The sequence below is a fragment of the Streptomyces kryoterrae genome (assembly GCF_054072135.1).
Map to the genome: position 1 here is coordinate 4,616,444 of NZ_CM133358.1, position 22,114 is coordinate 4,638,557.

Here is a 22,114-nt window from a genome sequence, read left to right on the forward strand (position 1 = left end):
TGGAAGGAATAGCGGCCGAGCATGTTGATGTGATGCCGTACGAACGGCGACAGGCGGGCGACGTCCTCGTCACGGACGTCGAAGCCGTCCGCGAACAACGCCTTCGGCCCGTCCCCGGTCGTCCAGGCCCGCGCGTCCAGCCACTCACTCAGCTCCGCCGAGACCTTTGCGAAGTCCCGCCAGCCCCCGGCCTCCTGGATCTCCCCGGCGTGGGTGCGAGCAGTCCCGTCCCGCTCGCCGTACTCCTTCAGACACGACGGGTCCGCGATCTCCAACTGCTCGGCCAGATACTCGACCACCTCCTCCGGCACCTGCCTCAGGTCCGGCAGAAACCGGCCCAAGTAGCGCACGCTCGTGAGCTGGACTGCGTACCCGAGGCGGTTGTGGGCACGACGCTTGGCCTGCACCGCCTCCCGGTCCGCGTCGTCCAGGAAGAAGTACCGCTCCAACTCCGTACGCGACGGCGCCCCGACGAACGCCCCGTACCCAACCTGCTCACCCGACAGGAACTCGACCGCCACAGCAACTCTCCGAAGATCGACAACAGCGACCTACGAAGGCTCCGGCACGCAATCACCCCAGGTCAAAGCGCCGATCAGCGCTGAGAAGGCTTAGCGCACGATCCGCCATAGATGTTCCTCAAGCCCCGCCCCGGCCCTCGCGGGCAGGACCCCCGGGACGATCACGACGACGGCCGCCGCCGCCGAAGCCGCTTCAGCCCGAGATAGGCGACGAAGAGCACGCCGACAGCGATGGCCCCGGTCCTGACGTTCCCCTCGGAACCCCCGCCTCCCCCGCCACCCGAGGCCGAACTCCCGTTACCGGAAGCCGAGTCGGAGCCACCTGACTTCCCGTACGACGGAGCGTCCTCGGCCTCGACCCCGCTCTCGGCACCCTCACTCCCGTACATGATCCTGGACCCGTCGCGGCTGTACGTGACCGACTCCCCCTGCCCCTGCAACGGCACGTCGAGCTGCCCCTGCCGCTTGAGCTTTCCGCCGTTCCAGGCGTAGGAGACACCCCCGAAGTACCCCCGTACGGCCAACTGCTGCCCGTCGGGCGAGAACGCGGCGTCGGTGGCCCACATGTCGACGGCGGCGACGGGCCGGAAGACGTTGGCGCCGGAGGAGGAGAGCTTGGCCGGGCCGGCGTACAGATGGCCGCCGTCCTCCTGCTTGTCGATGATGTAGACGCGCCCCGTCTTCGGATGCACGACGAGGGACTCGGCGTCCCGCGAACCGTCCGAGTACTTCACGACGTACTGCGTGGCGCGGATCGTCTGGTTTTTGAGCACCTTGGGCTCGGTGAGCCGGTAAACCCACACATAATCCCAGGTCACACCATCATTGTCGCCGATGTCGCCGACGTAGATCTGGTTGTCCGGCCCGATGGAGATGGCCTCGATGTCGCGGGGTCTGCCCACGCCGGTCATGGTGACGGTGGCGACGGTCTGCCCGGTCGCGCTGTCGATCGCGTACAGGAAGGCGCCGTCGTCGCTGTCGTTGTGGGTCCAGTAGACGCCCGGGTGCTGGCGGGAGGCCGCGAGACCGCTGGACTCGGTGATCCGCGGGTCCTTGATGGTGAAGTCCTGGTCACCATCGGCAGCGGAGACGGGCGCGGCGAGCGCCCCGACGAGTAGGCCCCCGGCGAGGAGGGCGAGCGATCGGCGCATGCCCCCAAGCGTGCCATCCCGGCGATCGATACGAGGCCCACGACCCTGAGCGCCCGCCGGATCAGTGCGGGATCAGTGCCGGATCAGTGCCGGATCAGTGCCGGATCGGCCGCTCGCTGACGTACAACTGCCCGCAAGCCGACCTACACCTGACATTCGCCTGACACCGGGTGGCCCGACTCACACACCGCACGCGTCCCATGCCCCTCCCCCCATCCCTCATCATGAGCGGATGCTCAGGTTGATGCCCGTAGGCGACTCCATGACCATCGGCAGTGCCGGTGAACACACCTGGCGCTACCGGTTGTGGCAGCACCTGCGGGAGACGTACGGCGGCCCGTTCCGGATCGTCGGCCCGCGCGAGGCGCTGTACGACAAGGCGACGGACACCGCCGACTCCTACGAGTACGCCGACCCGGACTTCCCCCGCGCCCATCTGGCCGGCTGGGGCGAGGGCTGGCACCACATGACCCCGCTGATCGCGGACGCGGTACACGCCCACAAGCCGGATGTCCTGCTGGTCTCCCTGGGCCTGATCGACCTCGGCTTCTACACGGACGCGGACCAGACGGCGGACAACGCCCGCCTCTTCGTGGCCGAGGCCCGACGCTCCAACCCGCGCATCGCCATCGCCCTGCTCCCGGTGATCCCGAACGTCCGCGCGGAGACGGACCCGCCTTTCGCCGCCCAGGTCACCCGCTTCAACGAACTCCTCGCGAAGACGGCGGCCGACCTGGCCGAACCCCGCTCCCCCCTGCTCCTGGCATCACCCCCGCCCTCGTACGACATCCACCACGACACGTACGACGGCACGCATCCCAACGCGAACGGCGAGCACAAGATCGCGGGCGCGTTCGCGGACTCGCTGCACGAGGCCTGGGATCTGGGGGACCGGTACGGGGCTGGAACCGACTGACTGGATCGAGGCGTGGCCCAGCCGCCGCGTACGTCGTTGACGTCCCGGTGACAGTTCTCGAGGAGAGGATCGACATGGCCGACGGCATTGGCGATGAGCCCACACTCGACGCGATGTTCGAGTGGCTGGAGCAAAGTCCCCTTCCCCAGGGGTACAGAACCGAGATTGTCGGGGGCCACGTCTTCGTCTCACCCCAGCGGGACACTCCCTTGGAGATCACTGCGGACATCCACGAGCAACTGGGGGCCACCTACTCACGCAAAGGCCTGAAGTCCGATGTCCGCATCGACTACCCCGGCTACCTCAACGGGTTCGCCACCGACGTGACGCTGTTGGCCGAGGATGCCGCAAAGGACGACAAGGGCCTGTGGCGCTACCAGGACGTCGAGTTCGTCGCCGAAGTGATCTCGAAGAAGACCGCCGCCAATGACTACGGCCCCAAGAAGTCCGCCTACGCCGATGCCGAAGTGCCCGTCTATCTCATCGCCGACCCCTACCAGGGCAGGTGCTTCCTCTGCACCCACCCCAAGAACGGCGAGTACGCGACCGAGACGAAGCTCTCCTTCGGCGACACCGTCGTCGGCCTCACCCTCAAGACGGACGAGTTCCCCCGCGACCAGACGCCACGAAGCGGTACTTGAGGTGGGTGGCAAGGGGAGTGTCGACCACCCTGACCCGAACCACTCGCGGATCAACTCGGAGTCGCGGTTCTCGTCCCCCGCCGGTCCCGCCCTGGCGCTCCCGCCGGCTCGCCAGGCCGTGGAGCCACTCGAAGGGCGCCTCGGCGCCGTCGGCTCCGACGAGACCCACGTCACATTCGCTCAGCCATGTCACATCCCGCCGCTCCGCCCCGTCGTGCATGTGTAACGCCCCACAAGGCAGCAGCACCCATCACGGAGGAGCCCACCATGGAAGCCCGTTTGAACCTCTTCGCCAGCCCGGTCGCCGCCAAGGCCACGAAGCACCTCGTCGCGGCGGGCAAGGCGGCCACGGAATCGGCCCTGCCGCTCGCGACACAGGAGCTGGTGCGGCTCCGCGCCAGCCAGATCAACGGCTGCGGTTTCTGCACCGACATGCACACCAAGGAGGCCACCGCGGCGGGAGAGACCGCGCAGCGCCTCCACCTGGTCGCGGCCTGGCGCGAGGCCACGGTGTTCACCGACGCCGAGCGCGCCGCGCTGGAGCTGACGGAGCAGGGCACCCGTATCGCGGACGCGGCCGGCGGCGTCACGGACGAGGCCTGGGCGAACGCCGCCAAGTACTACGACGAGGAGCAGCTCACCGCGCTGGTCCTCACCATCACCCTCATCAACGCCTTCAACCGGATGAACGTCATCGTCCAGCAGCCCGCCGGCGACTACGTGCCCGGCATGTTCGCCCAGCTCTGACGACGGCGACGCCCGCTGCCGGGCGACCGGGGTGGCGGGGCCACCCAGCGGGAGGCAGGGCGGCCCGGTCACTCAGAACATCGTGTTGTCGTTGGCCGAAGTGGCCGGCACGTCCTGCAGCACGTCCCAGTGCTCGACGATCTTCCCGCCCCGCACCCGGAACAGGTCCACGACGGCCTGTCCGCGCTCGCCCGGCGCGTTTACGTAGTGGCTGTGCACGGCGACCAGATCCCCTTCCGCCACCACCCGCTTGCGGGACACCGCCAGCTCCGGGAACGCCCGGAAGTACCCTCCGAGCCCTTCCCGCGCACCGGCCACACCGTCCGCGATGCTCGGATTGTGCTGGTGGTACTCGGTCCCCCAGTACGTGTCGAGCGCGGACAGATCCTTGGCGACGATGAGCCGGTCGAACGCCTTGGTCACCAGCTTCTTGTTGTAGGCGGTGAGCCACCGCGGACCCGGCTGCTCGCTCCGCGGCCAACTGACCGTGGAGAACATGTCGTTGCCGTTCGCGCTGGTGTCCGGCACGTTCTGCCCGGTGTCCCAGTGCTCGGCGATCCTGCCGTCCCGGAACCGGAAGATGTCGAAGACCGCCGAGCCGCGGCTCCCCGGCGTCAGGACGACGTTGGAGTGCACCAGGACGAGATCGCCCTCGGAGATGACCCGCTTGACGTCGTACTTCGCCTCGGGGAACTGCTGGTGCACCCCGGTGGCCAGGTTCTTCAGCGTCCCGGAGCCGTCGGCCGCGAACGGGTTGTGCTGGATGTAGTCGGCCCGTACGAACCTGTCCACGACCGCGGTGTCACCCCGCTCGAACACGCCCTTGAGGACGCGTACGGCAACGTCCTTCTGGTAGTCGAGCCGGACGCCGTCACCGATGTACCCGCCGTACCCGACGACGTGACGCCCACCGGCGGACGGCGAGGCGACGGCGGGCAGGGTCGCGGCGCCCAGCAGGGCGGACGCGGCGAGCGCGGCGACGAGGACACGGCGGACGGGCAGGTGCGGGGCAGGCATGTGGGGGGTCACAGTGCTCCCTCTCTCGGGATCTTGACGACGAATCAGACGGCGAGCCAGACGGCGACCAGAATCTTGAAACTTAAAGCGAGTCGCGCTGTGCATACGTAAGCACTAACCACGAGTTAGCGTCAAGGGCTGCCGGCCCGGCCCGGCCCGCCCTTGCCTAGAGCGCACTCCACGACGTTGGCTGAACAGTCATGAAGTACACGCAGCTCGGACGCACAGGACTCAAGGTCAGCCGACTCGTCCTCGGGACCATGAACTTCGGCCCCCAGACCGACGAGGCCGACAGCCACGCGATCATGGACGCGGCCCTGGAAACGGGCATCAACTTCTTCGACACCGCCAACGTCTACGGCTGGGCCGAGAACAAGGGCCGTACGGAATCGATCATCGGCAACTGGTTCGCCAAGGGTGCCGAACGCCGCGACAAGGTGGTCCTCGCCACCAAGATGTACGGCAACATGGCCCCGGAGGGCGACGCCTGGCCCAACCACGACAAGCTCTCCGCGCTCAACATCCGCCGCTCGGTGGACGCCTCGCTGAAGCGGCTCCAGACCGACTACATCGACGTCTACCAGTTCCACCACATCGACCGCTCGACTCCCTTCGAGGAGATCTGGCAGGCGATCGACGTGCTCGTACAGCAGGGGAAGATCCTCTACGCGGGTTCGAGCAACTTCCCGGGGTACAAGATCGCCCAGGCCAACGAGATCGCCGCCCGGCGCGGGGGCACCATCGGGCTCGTCAGCGAGCAGTGCCTCTACAACCTCATCGAACGGCGCGCCGAGATGGAGGTCATCCCGGCCGCGCAGGAGTACGGGCTCGGCGTCATCCCCTGGTCGCCGCTGCATGGCGGGCTGCTCGGCGGCGTCATCAAGAAGGAGGTCCAGGGCGGCCGGCGGGCGAGTGGCCGCGCGGCCGACACCCTCGCCGACCCCGCCTCCCGCGCCCGGATCCAGGCGTACGAGGACCTGCTCGACAAGCACGGCATCGAGCCCGGCGAGGCGGCTCTCGCCTGGCTGCTCACCCGCCCCGGCGTCACCGGCCCGATCGTCGGCCCGCGCACCGCGGAACAGTTGGAGTCGGCGGTACGGGCGTCCGAGCTGGAGCTGAGCGACGACCTGCTGACCTCGCTCGACGAGATCTTCCCGGGCCCGGGCCCGTCACCGGAGGCCTTCGCCTGGTGAGGCGCGGGCACCAGGCGTAACAGGTGGGCGGCGGTCGCGAGGCAGGCCGGAGTCCGGCTCACGTCACTTCCCGACCGCCGCCGCCACCCCCACCACCACGAACATCAGCACGAGCGCACCGGCCATCACCCGGTTCCGGATTTTCGGATTCACGCCGTCGAGCCTAACCGGCCGCACCGAGGGACCAACGGGCGACCACCTCGTACCGGGGCTGCTCCCCCGGCACCCCCGACCTCGGCAGATCGCTGCGCACGAGCGCCAGGTCGTCCACCGTCCAGGTGCGGCTCGTGAACGCGTCCAGGGCCTCGACGTACGGCCGCACCTCGAAGGCCTCGCGGCTGCGGGCCACGGTGAGGTGGGGCTTGTAGTGCCGGTGCTCCCCCATGTCGACGCCCGCCTTCCTGCCCGCCGCCTCCGCCCGGTCGGCCAGCAGACCCAGTACGCGCACCTCACCGGCGGCGCCCGCCCACAGCGCCCGCCCGTGCCCGAACTGCCCGCCGCCGCACACCGCCAGCGCGAACGCATCCGTACGGTGGGCGGCCCGGGCCAGCCGCTCCGACAGTTCCGGTACGACGTCCTCGTCCACCTCGCCATAGAAGGCGAGGGTGAAGTGCCAGCCGGGTACGCCGGTCCAGCGCAGCCCGTCCGCACCCGGCAGGCCCCTCAACCCGGCCACCGCGTCGGCGAGTTGGGCGGAGACGTCCTCGGGCGGAAGCACGGCGGCGAACAGCCTGACGGTGTTCGTGGCACTCGTGGAACTCATGGCGCTCACCGTACTCACGCCACGGAGGCCACCGGCTCCCGATGCTCCTCCTGGCGCTTGACGAGGCTGACGCGCGGGTGTCCGGAGTTCCAGACGGCGGAGACCTTCAGGCCGCCGACCCGGGCCAGGACCAGGCCGACCGTCAGGGCGGCGGCCGTCGCGACGACGCCGCCGAAGGCGAGGCCGACCCGGGGGCCGTACGCGTCCGTGATCCAGCCGACTATCGGTGCGCCGACCGGCGTACCGCCCATGAAGACCATCATGAACAGGGCCAGGACCCGACCGCGCATGGCCGGGTCGGTGGACATCTGGATCGAGGTGTTCGCCGTGACGTTGACCGTCAGGCCGGCGATTCCGATCGGCACCATCAGCAGCGCGAACAGCCACAGGGACGGGGCCACCGCGGCCACGACCTCCAGCGTGCCGAAGGCCACGGCCGCCGCGACGAGGACGCGCAGCTTCGCCGTACCGCGCCGGGCGGCGAGCAGGGCGCCGGTCAGGGAACCGACCGCCATCAGGGTGTTGAAGAGGCTGTACGCGCCGGCGCCCGCGTGGAAGACGTCGTCCGCGTAGGCCGAGAGGACGACCGGGAAGTTGAAGCCGAAGGTGCCGATGAACCCGATGAGGACGATCGGCCAGACCAGCTCGGGCCGCCCGGCGACATAGTGGAGGCCCTCACGCAGCTGCCCCTTGGCACGCGGCGCCCGCTCCACGGCACGCAGGTCGCGGCCCCGCATGAGGAGCAGGGCGGCCATGGGGGCGACGAAGGACAGGCCGTTGAAGAGGAAGGCCCAGCCCGTACCGACGCCGGTGATCATCACACCGGCGACGGCGGGTCCGACGAGGCGTGCGGACTGGAAGTTCGCGGAGTTGAGGCTGACAGCGTTCTGGAGCTGCCCGGGCCCGACCATCTCGGACACGAAGGACTGCCGGGCCGGGTTGTCGACGACCGTGGCGAGACCGACGGCGAAGGCGGCGAGGTAGACGTGCCAGACCTCGACACCCCCGGTGAGGGTCAGGGCGGCGAGCGCGAGGCCGGTGACGGCCATCATCGCCTGCGTGACGAGCAGCGTGGGGCGCTTGGGCAGCCGGTCGACGAGGACACCGCCGTACAGGCCGAAGAGCAGCATCGGCAGGAACTGCAGCGCGGTCGTGATGCCGACGGCGGTCGAGGAGCCGGTGAGGCTCAGGACCAGCCAGTCCTGGGCGATGCGCTGCATCCAGGTGCCGATGTTGGACACGACCTGGCCGAGGAAGAAGAGACGGTAGTTCCGGACCTTCAGGGAACTGAACATGGCGGTACGGGAGCCGGCGCGGGGGGACTCCGCCTCGACGGAAGGCGCGGGGAGCCCGGCAGGCGACTCCGGGCGATCGCCGGGCTCGGGGCGACCCGCGGGCTCGGAGGAAGTCACGGGCGCGGCGGGGGGCACGGGCGTCGCCGGAGCCGCGGGCGCGGTGGGGGTTGCGGGCGCCGTCGGAGCCACGGGCTTCACCGGAGCCGCGGGCGCGGTGGGAGCGACAGGCGCTGCCGGAGTGACAGGCGCGGCGGGACTGACAGGCGCCGCCGGAGTCACAGGCGCCGTCGGAGTCACGGGCGCGGTGGGGTGGGGAGCGGGCTGGGGGTCGTGGGCGGCTGGTGCGGGTGCGGAGTGTGCTCCGGTTCCCGAACTCAAAGGTAATCGCCTCCTTGCTGGGTCCTGCTTACAGATGTGCGAGCTTCTCCAGTACGGGGGCGGCGGCGCGCAGTTTGGCCCACTCGTCCTCGTCCAGGTCCTCGACCAGACCGGCCAGCCAGGCGTTCCGCCTGCGGCGGCTCTCTTCGAGCATCGCCTCGGCCGTCTCGGTCTGGGTGACGACCTTCTGGCGCCGGTCCTCGGGATGCGGCTCCAGCCTGACCAGGCCCTTGCCCTCCAACAACGCGACGATACGAGTCATGGAGGGCGGCTGCACATGCTCCTTGCGGGCCAGCTCGCCCGGCGTGGCCGAGCCGCAGCGGGCAAGAGTGCCCAGCACCGACATCTCGGTGGGGCTCAGCGACTCGTCCACACGCTGGTGCTTGAGTCGGCGCGACAGGCGCATCACGGCGGAGCGCAGGGAGTTCACGGCGGCAGCGTCGTCGCCATGGGTTAGGTCATGCATGTTCTTTAGCGTAACTCATTACCCTGACTAAAGACCACTCGAAACACGCCGAGATGCCCGTGATGCGGGCCACGGAACCTCCACATCACACGTACGAGTGAACCGACCGCAAAAAGCCCCCCGCCGCCCCGCACCGGCCCGCGACCCTCGTCTCCATGGGGACCAACGTGCTCAGCCTGCGGATAGACGGGGAGCTGCTCGACCGGCTCCGGGCCCATGCGGCGAAAAGGGGGATGAGCGTGCAGGACTACGTGGTCCGGACGCTCGTCCGCGACGACTTCGACGAGCGTTTCCAGACCGCCGTCGAGGAGACGGAGAAGTTCTACGGGGTGCCGTAGGACACCTCGTGGACCAGGTGGGACGGGGTGAGGCGGGTCAGCCAGCGCCGGCGCCGGCAACAGGCAGTGGGGGAGCCATGGGCCTGCGGCGCGCCCGCAGGGCGGCCTCGTAAGCTGTGCGCATGGCGAAGTGGACACCGAAGCACGAGGCGCCGGAGCCCCTGGAGGGCCCCGTCGTCGCCACCATCACGGGCCTCACGATCCTCTGGTTCGTCCTCTTCCTGGCCCAGCTCCCCTTCTACGGCTGGTACGAGGACCACGACCACGAGTGGTGGGTCTGGACCTGCCTCGCGGGCACGGCCCTGGGCCTGATCGGCATCTGGTACGTCCGGGGACGGGACGCGGCGATCAAGCGGACGCAGGCGGAGTAGGTATTTCAGCCCGTCCGGCGATTGAGGACGAGGCCCCCCTTGAGGGCCGAAAGCGGGGGTCTGGGGGCGCGGCCCCCAGGAACGGGATGGCACGGGTAGGGGCGGCGGGGGCGAGACCCAAAAAAAACCGTGCCCCCACCGCCGACCCCTACGCACCCCCGACTACAACCACCGCACCACTCCCCACCCCACCCCTCCTCCCCAGGTCGGATCTTTGCCTCTCCCACCGGGTGAAGCCCTGAATCCGCACGTACCGTCGAACACATGACGCACATCGACGCCGGCGCCGAACTCGATCCTGTGCACCCCGTCCCCCTCCCCAGCACCACGCCGGGCAGGGACGCACCAGCCCGCGCCCGCGCCCACGGCCTCACCCCCGCTGAGGTCGCCGACCGCGTCGCCCGCGGCGAGGTCAACGACATCCCCGTACGCAGCAGCCGCAGCATCGCCGAGATAGTCCGCGCCAACGTCTTCACCCGGTTCAACGCGATCATCGGCGTGCTCTGGCTGATCACGATGTTCGTCGCCCCGTTCCAGGACACCCTGTTCGGATACGTCATCCTCGCCAACACCGGCATCGGCATCATCCAGGAGTGGCGGGCGAAGAAGACCCTCGACTCCCTGGCCGTGATCGGCGAAGCCAGACCAACGGTCCGCCGGGACGGCGTCGCCACCGCGGTGAGCACCTCCGACATCGTCCTCGGGGACCTCATCGAGATCGGCCCCGGCGACAGGATCGTCGTGGACGGCGAGTGCGTCGAGGCCGACGGGCTCGAGATCGACGAGTCGCTGCTCACCGGCGAGGCCGACCCCGTCGTCAAACAGCCCGGCGACCAGGTCATGTCGGGCAGTTTCGTCGTCGCGGGCGGCGGCGCCTTCACGGCCACGAAGGTCGGCCGCGAGGCCTACGCGGCCCAACTCGCCGAAGAGGCCTCCCGTTTCACTCTCGTCCACTCGGAACTCCGTACCGGAATCTCGACGATCCTCAAGTACGTGACCTGGATGATGCTGCCGGCCGCGATCGGCCTGTGCATCACCCAACTGGTGGTCAAGGAAAACGACGTGAAGGACTCGATCGCCCGTACGGTGGGCGGCATTGTCCCCATGGTCCCCGAGGGCCTCGTCCTCCTGACCTCCGTCGCCTTCGCGATCGGTGTCATCCGGCTCGGCCGACAGCAGTGCCTCGTACAGGAGTTGCCCGCGATCGAGGGCCTCGCGCGTGTCGACACGGTCTGCCTGGACAAGACGGGCACGCTGACCGAGGGCGGCATGGACGTGACCGAGCTGCGGTCGCTCAACGGCGGCGACGAGGCGTACGTACGGCGGGTCCTGGGCGCGCTCGGTGAGTCCGACCCCCGCCCGAACGCCTCCCTCAAGGCCGTCATCGCCGCCTACCCGGACAGCGAGGACTGGCGCTGCACCGAGTCGCTGCCGTTTTCCTCGGCGCGCAAGTACAGCGGAGCGTCGTTCAGCGAGGGCAACGGGGAGACGAGCACCTGGCTGCTGGGCGCCCCGGACGTACTGCTCTCGGCCGAGGACCCGGCCCTCGCCGAGACGGACCGCCTGAACCAGGCCGGTCTGCGCGTCCTCCTCCTCACCCGCACCACCAGCGAACTCGACCACCCGGAGGTGGCCACGGGGACAACCCCCACCGCCCTGGTGGTCCTGGAGCAGCGTCTGCGCCCGGACGCGGCGGACACGCTGCGCTACTTCGCCGAGCAGGACGTCGACGCGAAGGTCATCTCGGGCGACAACGCGGTGTCGGTGGGCGCGGTGGCAGGCAAACTGGGCCTGACCGGCACGACGGTGGACGCCCGTCAACTCCCCACCGAGCCAGTGGAGATGGCGAAGGCACTGGACGAAGCGACGGTTTTCGGCAGGGTCACCCCGCAGCAGAAGCGGGACATGGTGGGCGCGCTGCAGTCACGTGGACACACGGTGGCGATGACGGGCGACGGCGTGAACGACGTACTGGCCCTGAAGGACGCCGACATCGGCGTGGCCATGGGATCGGGCTCGGAGGCGACGAGGGCCGTGGCCCAGATCGTCCTCCTCGACAACAGCTTCGCGACACTGCCTTCGGTGGTCGCGGAGGGCCGCAGGGTCATCGGCAACATCACCCGCGTGGCAACGCTGTTCCTGGTGAAAACGGTCTACTCGGTCCTCCTGGCCGTCCTGGTGGTCTGCTTCCAGGTCGAATACCCCTTCCTCCCACGCCACTTGACGCTGCTCTCCACCCTGACGATCGGCATCCCGGCCTTCTTCCTGGCCCTGGCCCCCAACAAGGAACGCGCGAAACCCCACTTCGTACGGCGGGTCATGCGCTACTCGATCCCGGGCGGTGTACTGGCCGGGGTGGCAACCTTCGCGACCTACCTGATAGCCCGTCACTACTACACGGGCGAGGGCTCGTTGGACGCGGAGACGAGCGCGGCGACCCTCACCCTGTTCCTGATCTCCATGTGGGTGCTGGCGATCGTCGCCCGCCCCTACACCTGGTGGCGGATCGTCCTGGTCGCCTCGATGGGCGCGGCTTTCCTGGTGGTACTCGTCGTACCGTCGCTCCAGGAGTTCTTCGCGCTGAAGCTGGTGGGCGTGACGATGCCGTGGATCGCGGTGGGCATCGCGGCGGTGGCGGCGGCCACCCTGGAGATCCTGTGGAGGTGGGTGGACCGCCGCTTCCCGGCATGAGCCGTACGGCGAGGCTTACTTCACGTCGATGAAGTCCGCGGCGGCGCTCGCGCCCACGGTGGTCGCGGTACCCGCGAAGACGTACCGGAAGAACCCGTCGGCGGTCGCCTTGACAGTGGTCTTCAGGTCGCCCGTGGTCGTCGTCTTGATGGTCTTGACGACGGTGTAGGCGCTGGTCCCGTTCTTACGGAACTGGAGCTGCACCGGCTGGGTCGCGTACCCGGTGTAGTTGGGCCCGTCCCAGTTGGCGCGGGTCAGCTTGCCGGTGACGGTGATGGTCTTGCCCTTGACGACGGGCTCCGGCGTGGCGTTGACCGTCAGCTTGGAGAGGCGCCGCACGGTCGTGGTGCCGAGGTCGCCCTGGGACTTGGTACCGATCTTGGACGGGTCGATGTTGTCACCCTCGAGATCCTGGCCGTTGAGGGCGATGGCGAATGCGCCGGCCGTCCAGACGGCCCCGGCGTTGGCGTTGATCAGGTCACCCTCAGCCGGGTAGATGTCAATGTTGGCCTTGCAGTTCGCGACCGTCGTCGAGGTGGCGGTGCAGATGGCGGGCTTCTCGCCTTGGATCGCGTTGAACGAATCGGGATCTTCGTCGTCAGCGCCCGTGTAGAGGACGGGCCCGCTCATGAAGTCGGAGGCCTTGATGTTGACCTCGGTGCCGTGGGTCAGCGTGTAGGTGACCGGGACGACGACGTGCCCGCCGGCACCAACGTTGATCGACTTGGCGACCTTGAGGTTGGAGAAGGAGACGTTCAGCTCGTACGGCAGACCACCATCGACAGGCGACGTGACGAACGCGCTCTTGCCTCCGTTCCCCAGGATCTTCGCGACCGCCGCGCGGTAGGCGGAGTCACCGCCGGAAGCGTGGACATCGGCCTGCGCGGCCGGCACGGCAAGGGCGGAGAGGGCCAGGGCGCCGGTGACTGCGGCCACAGTGGCACGTATACGCATGCGTTTCCCCACATGGAGAAGGGACCCGGCGGCGATCGTCCGCATCGACGCGCGCTCTTCCCGGGGCCCGGGTGATCGTGGAGCCTGTTGGCCCCCATGATCAGATCCGATACGGGTGTGGTTGGTTGTGCGCGGGGGACGTAATTTTGCGCACCTCTTACCCATGGGCCCGCCGTCGACCCCGAGAGCATGAGGGTCGACGGCGGTTACGCACATTTCACCCAACCGACGTACGATTTGGTATACTTAGCGCCTGTATGGACTTGTGCGTCGATTACTTCACATCGATGAAGTCCGGCGTGGCACCGAGGGCGCCGGTGGTCGCCGTCCCCGTGAAGACGTACCGGAAGTAACCGTCGGAAGCGGCCTTGACGGTGGTCTTCAGGTCGCCCGTGGTCGTCGTCTTGATGGTCTTGACGACGGTGTAGGCGCTGGTCCCGTTCTTACGGAACTGGAGCTGCACCGGCTGGCCGGCGTACCCGGTGTAGTTGGCGCCGTCCCAGTTGGCGCGGGTCAGCTTGCCGGTGACGGTGATGGTCTTGCCCTTGACGACCGGCTCGGGGGTCGCGTTGACCGACAGCTTCGCGGCGCGCAGGAGGCTCGGGCCGGCGATGAGGTCCTTCTCCGCGACCCCGACCTTCGTGGCGTCGAAGTCATCACTGCCCATGTCCTGGCCGTTCCAGGCTTCGGCGTACGCGAACGCCTTCCACTTTCCGGCGGTCTCGTTGAACAGGTCCCGAGCCGGGTGGATCACGATGGACTGGGTGCAGTTGGCGACGGTCGTCGACGCGGCCGTGCAGTGGGACCAGTCGTCGCCGAACAACCCGAAGTCGGAATCGACGTACGAGGCGCCGTAGTACAGCTCGACGTCGGTGAAGAAGTCCTCGGCGGTGATGTCGACGTCGGCGCCGTGGGTCAGCGTGTAGGTGATCGGCACGGTGATCGTGCCGGTGATGCCCGCCACGATCGACTTGCCCTTGTTGATCTTTATGTTGGAGAAGGAGGCGTTCAGGGCGTACGGCTTGCCGGCGTCATCAGCGGCGGCCGAGGCACTGAACGCGGACTTGCCGGAGGCGGCCTGGCCGGCCGCAAGGATCTTGGCGGCATCCGCGCGGGACACAGAACCGTCGGCCTGCGCGGCCGGCACGGCAAGGGCGGAGAGGGCCAGGGCGCCGGTGACGGCGGCCACGGTGGCACGTATACGCATGCGTTTCCCCACTTGGAGAAAGGGGGCCCGATGGCGGTCGTCCTCGCGGTTGTCGTCACACCGGGGGCCCAAGTGATCGTGGAGTCAGGTGACCCGCATGCTCAGATACGTGACAGGCGGGAATGGTTGTACGGGTGGTGCGGATTTCTGTGCCTCCTCGCACATGAGGTCCAGCACCATCACTGCTCACTTACGGTTTGTCCCGCACGGAACTGCATGCCGTACGGGACAAACCACAAGTCGAGTGCTCGCGACTGGCGGTCCTACACGGACGGCCACATAGTTCGGCTCGCCGCCAGCCCACCCTTGCCATCACCGGCGTAGAACCGCAGGTCGCCAGCAGTACGCATGGCAGCGATGTCGGCCTTGCCGTCGCCGTTGAAGTCGCCGCCCAGGACAGGCCGTTCACTCGTCCACGTCTTGTCGGGCCACATGGAGCGAGGCTGGTCGAAGGAACCGTCGGCCTTGCCCGGGTAGAGATGCAGCGCGCCATCGGCGGCGACAGCTGCGATGTCATCCCGGCCGTCTCCGTTGAAGTCAGCTGTGGCGATGTGCTTCTTCTTCCATGTCTTGTCGGGCCACATCACCTTCTTCTGGTTGACGAGCTTGCCGTCAGCATCACTCTTGTACGTGTACAGCGAGCCGTCGGGCCACTGAAACAACATGGTGTCATGGCCGGCTGCACCGGTCCGCAACCGGCCGGCGGGCAGGCCGTTCTTCCAGGTTGCATCCGTCCACAGCTTGTCGGACTCCCAAGAGTTCAGAATGCCGGGGATTCCCCACAGGGCACGTCGCTTCACCAGGTACAGAGTGCCGTCGTCCCTCACGCCAACCATCTCGATGCCCTTGGCCTCGTCGAAGTCACCAGCGATGAGTTGCTGGCCGGAGAGTCGGCCGGCGCCGTTCAGCCAATCGCCGAACTCGAGGGTGCCGTCCGACCTGCCGTAGAACACCTCCACTTCGCCGTTCGCCATAAGGGAAGCAACGTCCGTACGGCCGTCACCGTTGAAGTCAGCGGCCGTCATCACATCCGTAACGTACGCCTTCCGGGACGTCAGCCGAACCTGCTGCACCCAGCCCGCGACATCGTCGACACGGGTGGCGAGGGCACCGTTACGGGTCTCGTCGGAATTGAAGCAGCCCCCGTCCCACGCGGCGGTGACCACACCGACCACCTTGTCGTCACGCAGCACCGGAGCGCCGGCGTCGCCCTTACAGAGGGCAGCCCCACCGGTACCTGCGGGCGCGATGGCAAGAGTGGATGGATTCACGGTGTCCACGGCGAAGGCACCGGTGTGCACACGTCCTGGGATCCACTCGTCCTTCGTACGCCCGAAACCGACGGCCCTCAACTGGTCACCCTGGGCAGACTGGACGTTTCCGACGTCAGCCGGGGTGACGTCCGGGAACGGTCCATCGAGCGGGTCCTGAGTCGTGGTCGCGTCGCTGATGCGGGCCATGACCAGGTCTCGGTCCGGGTGCGGAACCAGTTCCAGGACTTTCTGCTTGGCGATCTGCGCGGCCGTGGGACGGTCACCGCCGAGAGTCACGACGGTGGTGTCCGTCGGCGCTCCCCTGGTGATCTTGAAGCCCTGCTGAGGGTCGGCCGCGAAGCAACTGGCGGCGGTGAGCACCCACTGCTGGTCGACCAGCGTGCCGGAGCAACTCCGCTCCACATCGGTACCGGTCCCGATGTGGAGCTTGACGGCGAACTGATCCTCGGCGTCACCGACTTGGGCACCTGTGACGGACTGAGCCGATGGGGCGACCAGCAGGCCGGTCGTGAGACCGGCTGCCAGGAACCCAGTGGTCCACACCGTGCGCGTTCTGATCGTTCGCATCCTGCGCGGGCGGGCATTCATCACGTTTCCCTCGAATCACAAAGTTTTTATGCGCGCAGAAGAGCCTGTCGATCACGTACGTCATGTGATGCACGGCCATGGGCAGTCACCGGGAGGTCTGCTGCCGTCCGCGCTCCCCGTACCGCACCCGGAAACCGGGCAGCGGATCAACCAGTCACTCGGAGCTCGACGAGCACCGACCTGGCACCCCCGGGGGCGGCTTCTCCGACGGACTCGGTCTCACCCTTGGCCACGTCGACCGTCGTGGTTTGGCCGTTGGCGGTGAGGTCGGCACTGATCGGATGGTCCGCGGCTTGCACCACGAAGACCCTGGGGAGTTCCAGGGTGAGGTGGCCGGTCTTGCCGAGGGCCTTGAAGCAGTAGGTCCCCTCGCGGCCGACGGAATCGTCCGCAACAGTCAGGACTCGGATCTGCTGGGCCGCCTGGTCGCATTCGGCCAGCAGGATACGCCCGTCGCCCTTCTTCAGCTTGATTCCCTTTTCAGTCAGGATCCGACTGGCTCCGGGGTAGTCGTAATTTTCGATCGCCGCAGGGGGCGCCGCAGACGTCGGCGGCTGAGGCGGATCGTCAGCTGAAGCAATAGAGATGCCCGCCAGAACGACAAGGATCCCCAAGGTTCCGGAAATAGCGAAACTTCGGGCATGGAAAGGCAACGAAAACCCCCTCGGGCACAGGTCTCCCAAAGCAGGAGCCCTCGCCAAGATGCAATGGAAAAGTAAATCCCCCATGTGAGCGCAAAAGCGCCGCCTCTACCGCCACCACAACGACCCCGGAGAAGAGGGGCCAGGTCAGGGCAACCCTCTCAACGAACATCCCGCCGGGGCAGGCAAAGTGAATGCAAAGGCAGAACACACCGTAACCATAGATTTAGCGATCGTCAACACCTTTCCTCCATGCATGCCGCCGAGGAGAGTCACCTCAGGACAAGTACACGCGCGCCGGGAGCGCAAAGATACCCAAACCGGCCATTACGCTCAATTCGGCCCCCATTCATTCGTTGGCCGAATATCTGACACCATCGCCGAGATCGAGGAAGTTATGCTCTCTCCTCCAATATTCGGCGACATGCACTTGGGGACGTCGCCGATGACCGAAACGGGTACTCAGTGAATCGAAGAACTGACCAGTTCGACGCTGCCGGTAAGGCGGCGCAGCTGATACGCAGAACGGCGTTGAGTTTGCTGCCTTTGGCTCTCAGCGCCGGCCTGCTGAGCTCCGCACCCTCCCTAGCCGCGGCACTGCCTGCAGGGGGAGCAGCATCTATCACTGCGTCGGAAGTGACCGCCGCCGACCGCAACATGGTCGTCGACTACTGGCGAGGCGGCGGGCCCATCGTCAAGGAAGCCGCCCAGTCGGCGCTGACTGGCAGCGACGCCGATGTGGCCGCCTTTCTCACGGTCGCGGACGACTTGGCCTTCCAGGACCAGCGGGTGACCGTCGCCCGGATCGCCTCGGTGGGTGGTCCTGAGCTGCTGACCGCAGCTCGCACAGCTCTGTTCGGAACGCCTGAAGCACTGTGGGACTTCATACAGGAGGGCTGGGAAGCTCCGACGGAGCAGGACAATCGAGTCCAAGTCGCCCAGATCATGGGTGTGAGCGGGCCCAACGTCCGGGACGCCGGCAATGCCGCACTCGATGGTTCACCCGACGACGTCCTGAAATTCCTCCGCGAGGGCCAGTACAAACAGCGCGAGCAGGACGAGCGTGTCCAGGCGGCCCAGATCATGGGTACGGGCGGCACCAACGTGCAACTCGCCGCGCGCCTCGCGCTGAACGGCAGCGCCGCCGACATCCGGGAGTTCCTGGAGGTCGGCCAGTACGTCGCGCTCGCCAAGGACCAGGAACACGCCACCGTCGCGCAGCTCGCCCAGCAGGCGAAGGAAGCCGGAAAGCTGGCCGCCAAGGAGACGGCGGCGGCGAAGGCGGAGTCCGCCAAGGCCGTGCAGGCATCGCAGCTCGCCAAGGAAGCTGCGCAGAAGGCCGCTACTGAGGCCGAGGCAGCCAAGGGCGACACTACCAAGGCAGCGAGAGCCGCAGGTCAAGCCGCCACCGCAGCGACCCAGGCCGCCGCCTCCGCACAGACTGCGATCGAGGCCTCCCGCGCGGCGAACACCTCGGCGCGTGTCGCCGCGAACGCAGCCTCCCAGGCAGCCGCAGCTGCAGCCGGCGCCTCCCAGGCCGCGTCCAAGGCCCGTAACGCCGCCGCCGACGCGGCGGTGGACGCAAATGACGCGCACGCCGCGAACCTGGCCGCCCAGAGCGCACGTACCGCGGCCGACGGCGCCACTCTCGCCGCCGACGCCGCCGACCAGGCGGCCATCGCGGCCGACGAGGCAGGCAAGGCCGCCCACTCCGCCGCGAGTGCGGGCGCCAACGCACAACTCGCCGCCGACGCCGCAGTCGAGGCCAGTGGCTACGCCGGCCAGTCCAGCGCCGCCGGCGCAGAGGCACGCGCCGCCGCCGCGACCGCCCGGCGTCATGCCGCCGAGGCCAACCGTGCCGCTGCCGCCGCCGAGGCCTTGGCGGCCAAGGCCGCCAAGGCGGCCCGCGAGGCAGGCGTAGCCGCCAGGTCGGCGGCCGCGCACGCGAACAACGCGGCCACCTTCGCCGAGGAGGCTGCCAAGGACGCGGGCAACGCCGCGAAGGCCGCAGGCCGTTCCACGAACCACGCGAAAGCGGCCACCGACGCCGCGAACGTGGCCACCGCCGCCGTGTCCAAGGCCCAGGACATCTACAAGATCGCCCGCGAGGTGGAGGCGGAGGAACTACTCGGCCGTACCAACGCGGGCATCGAGCGCGCCCGCGACGACCAGGCGGAAGCCAACGCCAGTACGACTGGACAGGCCGCGCTGGAGCAGGCGGCCAAGGACCGGGAAACCGAACGGAACCGGCTGGTCTCTGAGGCAGCGAAGCCCGGAGCCGCCCTATCCACCATCGCCGCCTCGGGTCGCAAGTTGGCCGTCCTGGTGATGCAGAACGGCACCGCCTGGGGACGAGCCGCCGCCGAAGACGCCCTCACCGGCACCGACGACGACGTGATCGACTACCTGCGCAGCGGCTGGACGACCGCCAAGGAGGGCGACGACCGCTCCTACGTCGAGCGCCTGGCGGAGGAGAGCGAGACCGAGGAGGTGCGGAACGCCGCCGAGGTCGCCCTCGACGGCAACGCCGCCACCGTCACGGAGTTCATCGACAACGGGCAGTACAAGGTCGCCGCGCAGAGCATGCGCGTCGCCATCGCCCGAGTGATCGGCGATGCCGGCCCCGTCCTCAAGGAGTCCGGCCTCACAGCCCTCAACTCGGACGACCCCAAGAAGTTCAGCAAGTTCCTGACCAGAACCCAGTTCACCGCCCAGACACAGGACGAGCGGGTCCGTGCGGCACAGTTGTTCGACACCGGCAGCCCGGAGGTGAAGTCGGCGGCCCGGATCGCCCTTGAGGGCTCACCCCAGTCGCTGCACGCCTTCATCGTCTCCGGCCAGTACATGGCTCAGCGCAAGGACTACTTGGCCGCCACCCACGTGGCCCAGATCCAGAAGATGATCGCGGACGCGGCGAAGGTCGCGGCCACCGCGCAGCAGAACGCCGCAACCGCCCAGAAGGTGGCCGCAACCGCGCGCAATGCAGCCGCCGAGGCTACGGAGTGGGCAAAGAAGGCCAGCGACTCCTCGGCCAAGGCCAAGACGTACGCCGACGAGGCCGCCCAGCACGCCAAAGCCGCCGAGGCTTCCGCAGCGAGTGCCGCCGCATCCGCGAGGACAGCTCGGGACGCGGCCAACAGCGCGGACGTGGCAGTCTCCGACGCCGCCAGGTCGGCGGCCGACGCCACGCTCTCCTCTGAGATGGCCCAGGCAAGCGCGTCCACAGCATGGCACTACGCCGACAAGGCGAAGCAATCAGCCATCGACGCGGGCAAAGACTCGGAGGCCGCGCTGAAGGCGGCCACCGAGGCGTTCACCATCGCGGTCCAGGAGGAGCGGGAAGAAGCCGAAGCCCGGCGCAAGGCCGCCGTCGCGGCCAAGGAGAAGGCGAAGAACGACCCGGGGGCCCGCGCCCGCCAGATGTACCGTTGCCAGCAGGGCTACATTCCATGTGACCCCGAGGGCTCTGCCCGCTGGTGCCAGCACAACGAGACCTACTGCGACATCCTGGCCCACAGCCATGAGCTCGCCGCCGCGATGGAAGCACTCTGGAACGTCACGAGTGTAGTCGTCGACTTGAGTAGCCTCGAAGCCTGCATGCGGGAAAAGGACTTCGAACACTGCAGCAGCCTCGCGGTGGACGCCCTAATCGGCGCCAAAGTCAAAGCCCTGGAAAAGGCCTACGACAAACTGAAGTTGCTGAAGCGTATCTGCACCAAATGCTTCCCGCCTGGCACCAAGGTCCTCATGGGAGACGGCTCCAGGAAGAACATCGAGGACGTCCATCCGGGTGACCATGTACTGGCCACCGACCCGGTCTCCGGGCAGACAGTCGTCAGCGAGGTGACCCGTCAGATCGTCACTGAGGACGACAAGAACTTCAACGAGTTGACGATCGCCACTCGCGCCGGTCCCGAAAAGCTCACCGCGACCTACGAGCATCCGTTCTGGAGTCCGTCACAGCAGGACTGGATCCAGGCAGGCTCGCTGACGCCGGGCACAACCCTCCTGAGTAGCGACAAGTCCACAGTCCGGGTTCAAGCAAACCGCTCCTTCGCCCAACGGCAGACCACTTACAATCTCACCATCGCAGACATCCACACGTATTATGTGCTTGCCGGGGCCACTCCGATCCTCGTTCACAACAGCGGAGGCCACACACCAGGCGAGGGGATGGTCACTGTTGGCCGTTGGATGTCGTCGGCAGAGCATCAGTCGATGGTAGAGACCGGAAAGGTTCAGCGCGGCGGGGGTGGTTTCACCTACGTCGTGTACCCGGCAAGTCGAGACGCGTACATATCTGCACGTCCAGGATCCGTGTACGTAGAATTTGACGTCCCAAAGTCGACCCTCATTCCCGGAGGCAGGCCTGGAGACTTCAAGATGTCGGACTCCGATACCATCTTTGCTCGGCTGGCCGCGAAAAAGGGGAACCCTATTCCTCAGCTCCCCGAGGCAAAGAATCTCCAATTGGGAGGCTGGGGATGCACCTAAGCCATACGCTGCTGGAGCGGGCCCAGGAGTGGATCAATCAGGAAATCCGAAATACCGAGGCCCTGCGAGATATTTCACAGGTCGAGACATATCCACATGAGGGAGAACTGAAGTCCGTAAGCTGGACCATCGATGGCGATAATTTTATGGCCCAAGTGGTGGTGTGGGATACCGGAGAATTCGAGGAAGATCTCGCGAATGTGGAAACCGGTCAGGTTCAGACACGTAGTGGCCTCTTGACCTCCTTCGAGGACCTCGAATCCTTTTTCACAATCGCTCGCGATTGGGCTCTTCAGCGCCTCTAATGCTCCAGCAATAGGCCCGCGTCTGCAAATCTTAAGTTCCTTCAGGAGATTTGTCGGAGTTTAATTTGAGCGGCGCGAGCAAAGGAATTTTCGTCAGTTTCAGTCGAGTATGGCGCCGAGGGTGCCAATGTCGTCTCACTGAAGGCAAAGTACGGCGAAGGCC

The 22,114-nt window shown here is 67.5% G+C and carries 18 protein-coding genes and 1 pseudogene; 9 read left to right on the forward strand and 10 right to left on the reverse strand.

The window, feature by feature from the left end; genetic code table 11:
* Positions 1-92 precede the first annotated feature (92 nt).
* Both ACW4TU_RS19820 and ACW4TU_RS19825 read right to left on the reverse strand, forming a co-directional pair.
* Positions 93-521 (reverse strand): annotated as a pseudogene (locus ACW4TU_RS19820) (DUF4158 domain-containing protein); the annotation flags it as partial.
* Positions 522-682: 161 nt separating this feature from the next.
* A complete protein-coding gene (locus tag ACW4TU_RS19825) occupies positions 683-1,672 on the reverse strand; it encodes a WD40 repeat domain-containing protein (RefSeq protein WP_457429315.1) in 990 nt (329 codons plus the stop codon).
* Between the two features lie 232 nt (positions 1,673-1,904).
* On the opposite strand from ACW4TU_RS19825, the gene ACW4TU_RS19830 reads away from it, so the two are divergent.
* From ACW4TU_RS19830 to ACW4TU_RS19840, 3 genes are all read left to right on the forward strand, one after another.
* Complete coding sequence (locus ACW4TU_RS19830; RefSeq protein WP_457429317.1) at positions 1,905-2,588, forward strand: GDSL-type esterase/lipase family protein; 684 nt, start codon at positions 1,905-1,907, stop codon at positions 2,586-2,588.
* Between the two features lie 74 nt (positions 2,589-2,662).
* Entirely contained in the window at positions 2,663-3,229 is a 567-nt protein-coding gene (locus ACW4TU_RS19835; protein ID WP_457429318.1) for a Uma2 family endonuclease, read from the forward strand.
* Positions 3,230-3,496: 267 nt separating this feature from the next.
* Positions 3,497-3,976 (forward strand): carboxymuconolactone decarboxylase family protein, encoded by a 480-nt coding sequence (locus ACW4TU_RS19840; RefSeq protein ID WP_457429320.1) that lies wholly within the window; start codon positions 3,497-3,499, stop codon positions 3,974-3,976.
* Positions 3,977-4,048: 72 nt separating this feature from the next.
* On the opposite strand, the gene ACW4TU_RS19845 is transcribed toward ACW4TU_RS19840, so the two are convergent.
* Complete coding sequence (locus tag ACW4TU_RS19845; protein ID WP_457429322.1) at positions 4,049-4,993, reverse strand: nuclear transport factor 2 family protein; 945 nt, start codon at positions 4,991-4,993, stop codon at positions 4,049-4,051.
* A gap of 200 nt (positions 4,994-5,193) precedes the next feature.
* On the opposite strand from ACW4TU_RS19845, the gene ACW4TU_RS19850 reads away from it, so the two are divergent.
* The gene (locus tag ACW4TU_RS19850) at positions 5,194-6,186 is read left to right on the forward strand and encodes an aldo/keto reductase (RefSeq protein WP_457429323.1); all 993 of its coding nucleotides are present in this window, start codon (positions 5,194-5,196) and stop codon (positions 6,184-6,186) included.
* 163 nt (positions 6,187-6,349) lie between these two features.
* Here ACW4TU_RS19850 and thpR read toward each other — a convergent pair whose 3' ends face one another.
* The 3 genes from thpR to ACW4TU_RS19865 all read right to left on the reverse strand — a co-directional run bounded on the left by thpR (position 6,350) and on the right by ACW4TU_RS19865 (position 9,088).
* The gene (gene thpR / locus ACW4TU_RS19855; RefSeq protein ID WP_457429325.1) at positions 6,350-6,949 is read right to left on the reverse strand and encodes an RNA 2',3'-cyclic phosphodiesterase; all 600 of its coding nucleotides are present in this window, start codon (positions 6,947-6,949) and stop codon (positions 6,350-6,352) included.
* A gap of 14 nt (positions 6,950-6,963) precedes the next feature.
* A complete protein-coding gene (locus tag ACW4TU_RS19860) occupies positions 6,964-8,244 on the reverse strand; it encodes an MFS transporter (RefSeq protein ID WP_457429327.1) in 1,281 nt (426 codons plus the stop codon).
* A gap of 406 nt (positions 8,245-8,650) precedes the next feature.
* Positions 8,651-9,088, reverse strand: coding sequence for a MarR family winged helix-turn-helix transcriptional regulator (locus ACW4TU_RS19865; RefSeq protein WP_235477330.1), 438 nt, complete (start codon positions 9,086-9,088; stop codon positions 8,651-8,653).
* A gap of 155 nt (positions 9,089-9,243) precedes the next feature.
* On the opposite strand from ACW4TU_RS19865, the gene ACW4TU_RS19870 reads away from it, so the two are divergent.
* The 3 genes from ACW4TU_RS19870 to ACW4TU_RS19880 all read left to right on the forward strand — a co-directional run bounded on the left by ACW4TU_RS19870 (position 9,244) and on the right by ACW4TU_RS19880 (position 12,488).
* A complete protein-coding gene (locus ACW4TU_RS19870; protein ID WP_457429329.1) occupies positions 9,244-9,426 on the forward strand; it encodes a ribbon-helix-helix protein, CopG family in 183 nt (60 codons plus the stop codon).
* Between the two features lie 122 nt (positions 9,427-9,548).
* Positions 9,549-9,797 carry a DUF2530 domain-containing protein gene (locus ACW4TU_RS19875; RefSeq protein WP_457429331.1) on the forward strand — a complete coding sequence of 83 codons (249 nt, stop codon included), beginning with the start codon at positions 9,549-9,551 and terminating at the stop codon, positions 9,795-9,797.
* Positions 9,798-10,061: 264 nt separating this feature from the next.
* On the forward strand, positions 10,062-12,488 hold the full coding sequence (locus ACW4TU_RS19880) for an HAD-IC family P-type ATPase (protein ID WP_457429332.1): 2,427 nt from the start codon (positions 10,062-10,064) through the stop codon (positions 12,486-12,488).
* Between the two features lie 15 nt (positions 12,489-12,503).
* Here ACW4TU_RS19880 and ACW4TU_RS19885 read toward each other — a convergent pair whose 3' ends face one another.
* The 4 genes from ACW4TU_RS19885 to ACW4TU_RS19900 form a co-directional block, all read right to left on the reverse strand.
* Entirely contained in the window at positions 12,504-13,442 is a 939-nt protein-coding gene (locus ACW4TU_RS19885; protein WP_457429334.1) for a hypothetical protein, read from the reverse strand.
* A 274-nt stretch (positions 13,443-13,716) separates the two neighbouring features.
* Positions 13,717-14,649: a hypothetical protein gene (locus ACW4TU_RS19890; protein ID WP_457429336.1), complete on the reverse strand. Its 933-nt coding sequence runs from the start codon at positions 14,647-14,649 to the stop codon at positions 13,717-13,719.
* Between the two features lie 263 nt (positions 14,650-14,912).
* Positions 14,913-16,511, reverse strand: coding sequence for an FG-GAP-like repeat-containing protein (locus ACW4TU_RS19895; RefSeq protein ID WP_457429338.1), 1,599 nt, complete (start codon positions 16,509-16,511; stop codon positions 14,913-14,915).
* 146 nt (positions 16,512-16,657) lie between these two features.
* On the reverse strand, positions 16,658-17,125 hold the full coding sequence (locus ACW4TU_RS19900) for a hypothetical protein (protein WP_457429340.1): 468 nt from the start codon (positions 17,123-17,125) through the stop codon (positions 16,658-16,660).
* 663 nt (positions 17,126-17,788) lie between these two features.
* Between ACW4TU_RS19900 and ACW4TU_RS19905 the strand changes: the two genes are divergently transcribed.
* Positions 17,789-21,646, forward strand: coding sequence for a TreTu family toxin (locus ACW4TU_RS19905; protein WP_457429342.1), 3,858 nt, complete (start codon positions 17,789-17,791; stop codon positions 21,644-21,646).
* A complete protein-coding gene (locus ACW4TU_RS19910) occupies positions 21,637-21,951 on the forward strand; it encodes an immunity protein TriTu family protein (protein WP_457429343.1) in 315 nt (104 codons plus the stop codon). The genes ACW4TU_RS19905 and ACW4TU_RS19910 overlap by 10 nt, the downstream gene beginning before the upstream one ends.
* The last annotated feature ends 163 nt before the right edge of the window (positions 21,952-22,114 follow it).

Coding starts and splice junctions, on each gene's coding strand:
- ACW4TU_RS19875 (WP_457429331.1), top strand. CDS start 9,549: ATGGCGAAGTGGACACCGAAGCACGAGGCGCCGGAGCCCCTGGAGGGC.
- ACW4TU_RS19865 (WP_235477330.1), bottom strand. CDS start 9,088: ATGCATGACCTAACCCATGGCGACGACGCTGCCGCCGTGAACTCCCTG.
- ACW4TU_RS19910 (WP_457429343.1), top strand. CDS start 21,637: ATGCACCTAAGCCATACGCTGCTGGAGCGGGCCCAGGAGTGGATCAAT.
- ACW4TU_RS19890 (WP_457429336.1), bottom strand. CDS start 14,649: ATGCGTATACGTGCCACCGTGGCCGCCGTCACCGGCGCCCTGGCCCTC.
- ACW4TU_RS19830 (WP_457429317.1), top strand. CDS start 1,905: ATGCTCAGGTTGATGCCCGTAGGCGACTCCATGACCATCGGCAGTGCC.
- ACW4TU_RS19860 (WP_457429327.1), bottom strand. CDS start 8,244: ATGTTCAGTTCCCTGAAGGTCCGGAACTACCGTCTCTTCTTCCTCGGC.
- ACW4TU_RS19845 (WP_457429322.1), bottom strand. CDS start 4,993: ATGCCTGCCCCGCACCTGCCCGTCCGCCGTGTCCTCGTCGCCGCGCTC.
- thpR (WP_457429325.1), bottom strand. CDS start 6,949: ATGAGTTCCACGAGTGCCACGAACACCGTCAGGCTGTTCGCCGCCGTG.
- ACW4TU_RS19850 (WP_457429323.1), top strand. CDS start 5,194: ATGAAGTACACGCAGCTCGGACGCACAGGACTCAAGGTCAGCCGACTC.
- ACW4TU_RS19880 (WP_457429332.1), top strand. CDS start 10,062: ATGACGCACATCGACGCCGGCGCCGAACTCGATCCTGTGCACCCCGTC.
- ACW4TU_RS19885 (WP_457429334.1), bottom strand. CDS start 13,442: ATGCGTATACGTGCCACTGTGGCCGCAGTCACCGGCGCCCTGGCCCTC.
- ACW4TU_RS19870 (WP_457429329.1), top strand. CDS start 9,244: ATGGGGACCAACGTGCTCAGCCTGCGGATAGACGGGGAGCTGCTCGAC.
- ACW4TU_RS19840 (WP_457429320.1), top strand. CDS start 3,497: ATGGAAGCCCGTTTGAACCTCTTCGCCAGCCCGGTCGCCGCCAAGGCC.
- ACW4TU_RS19895 (WP_457429338.1), bottom strand. CDS start 16,511: ATGAATGCCCGCCCGCGCAGGATGCGAACGATCAGAACGCGCACGGTG.
- ACW4TU_RS19825 (WP_457429315.1), bottom strand. CDS start 1,672: ATGCGCCGATCGCTCGCCCTCCTCGCCGGGGGCCTACTCGTCGGGGCG.
- ACW4TU_RS19835 (WP_457429318.1), top strand. CDS start 2,663: ATGGCCGACGGCATTGGCGATGAGCCCACACTCGACGCGATGTTCGAG.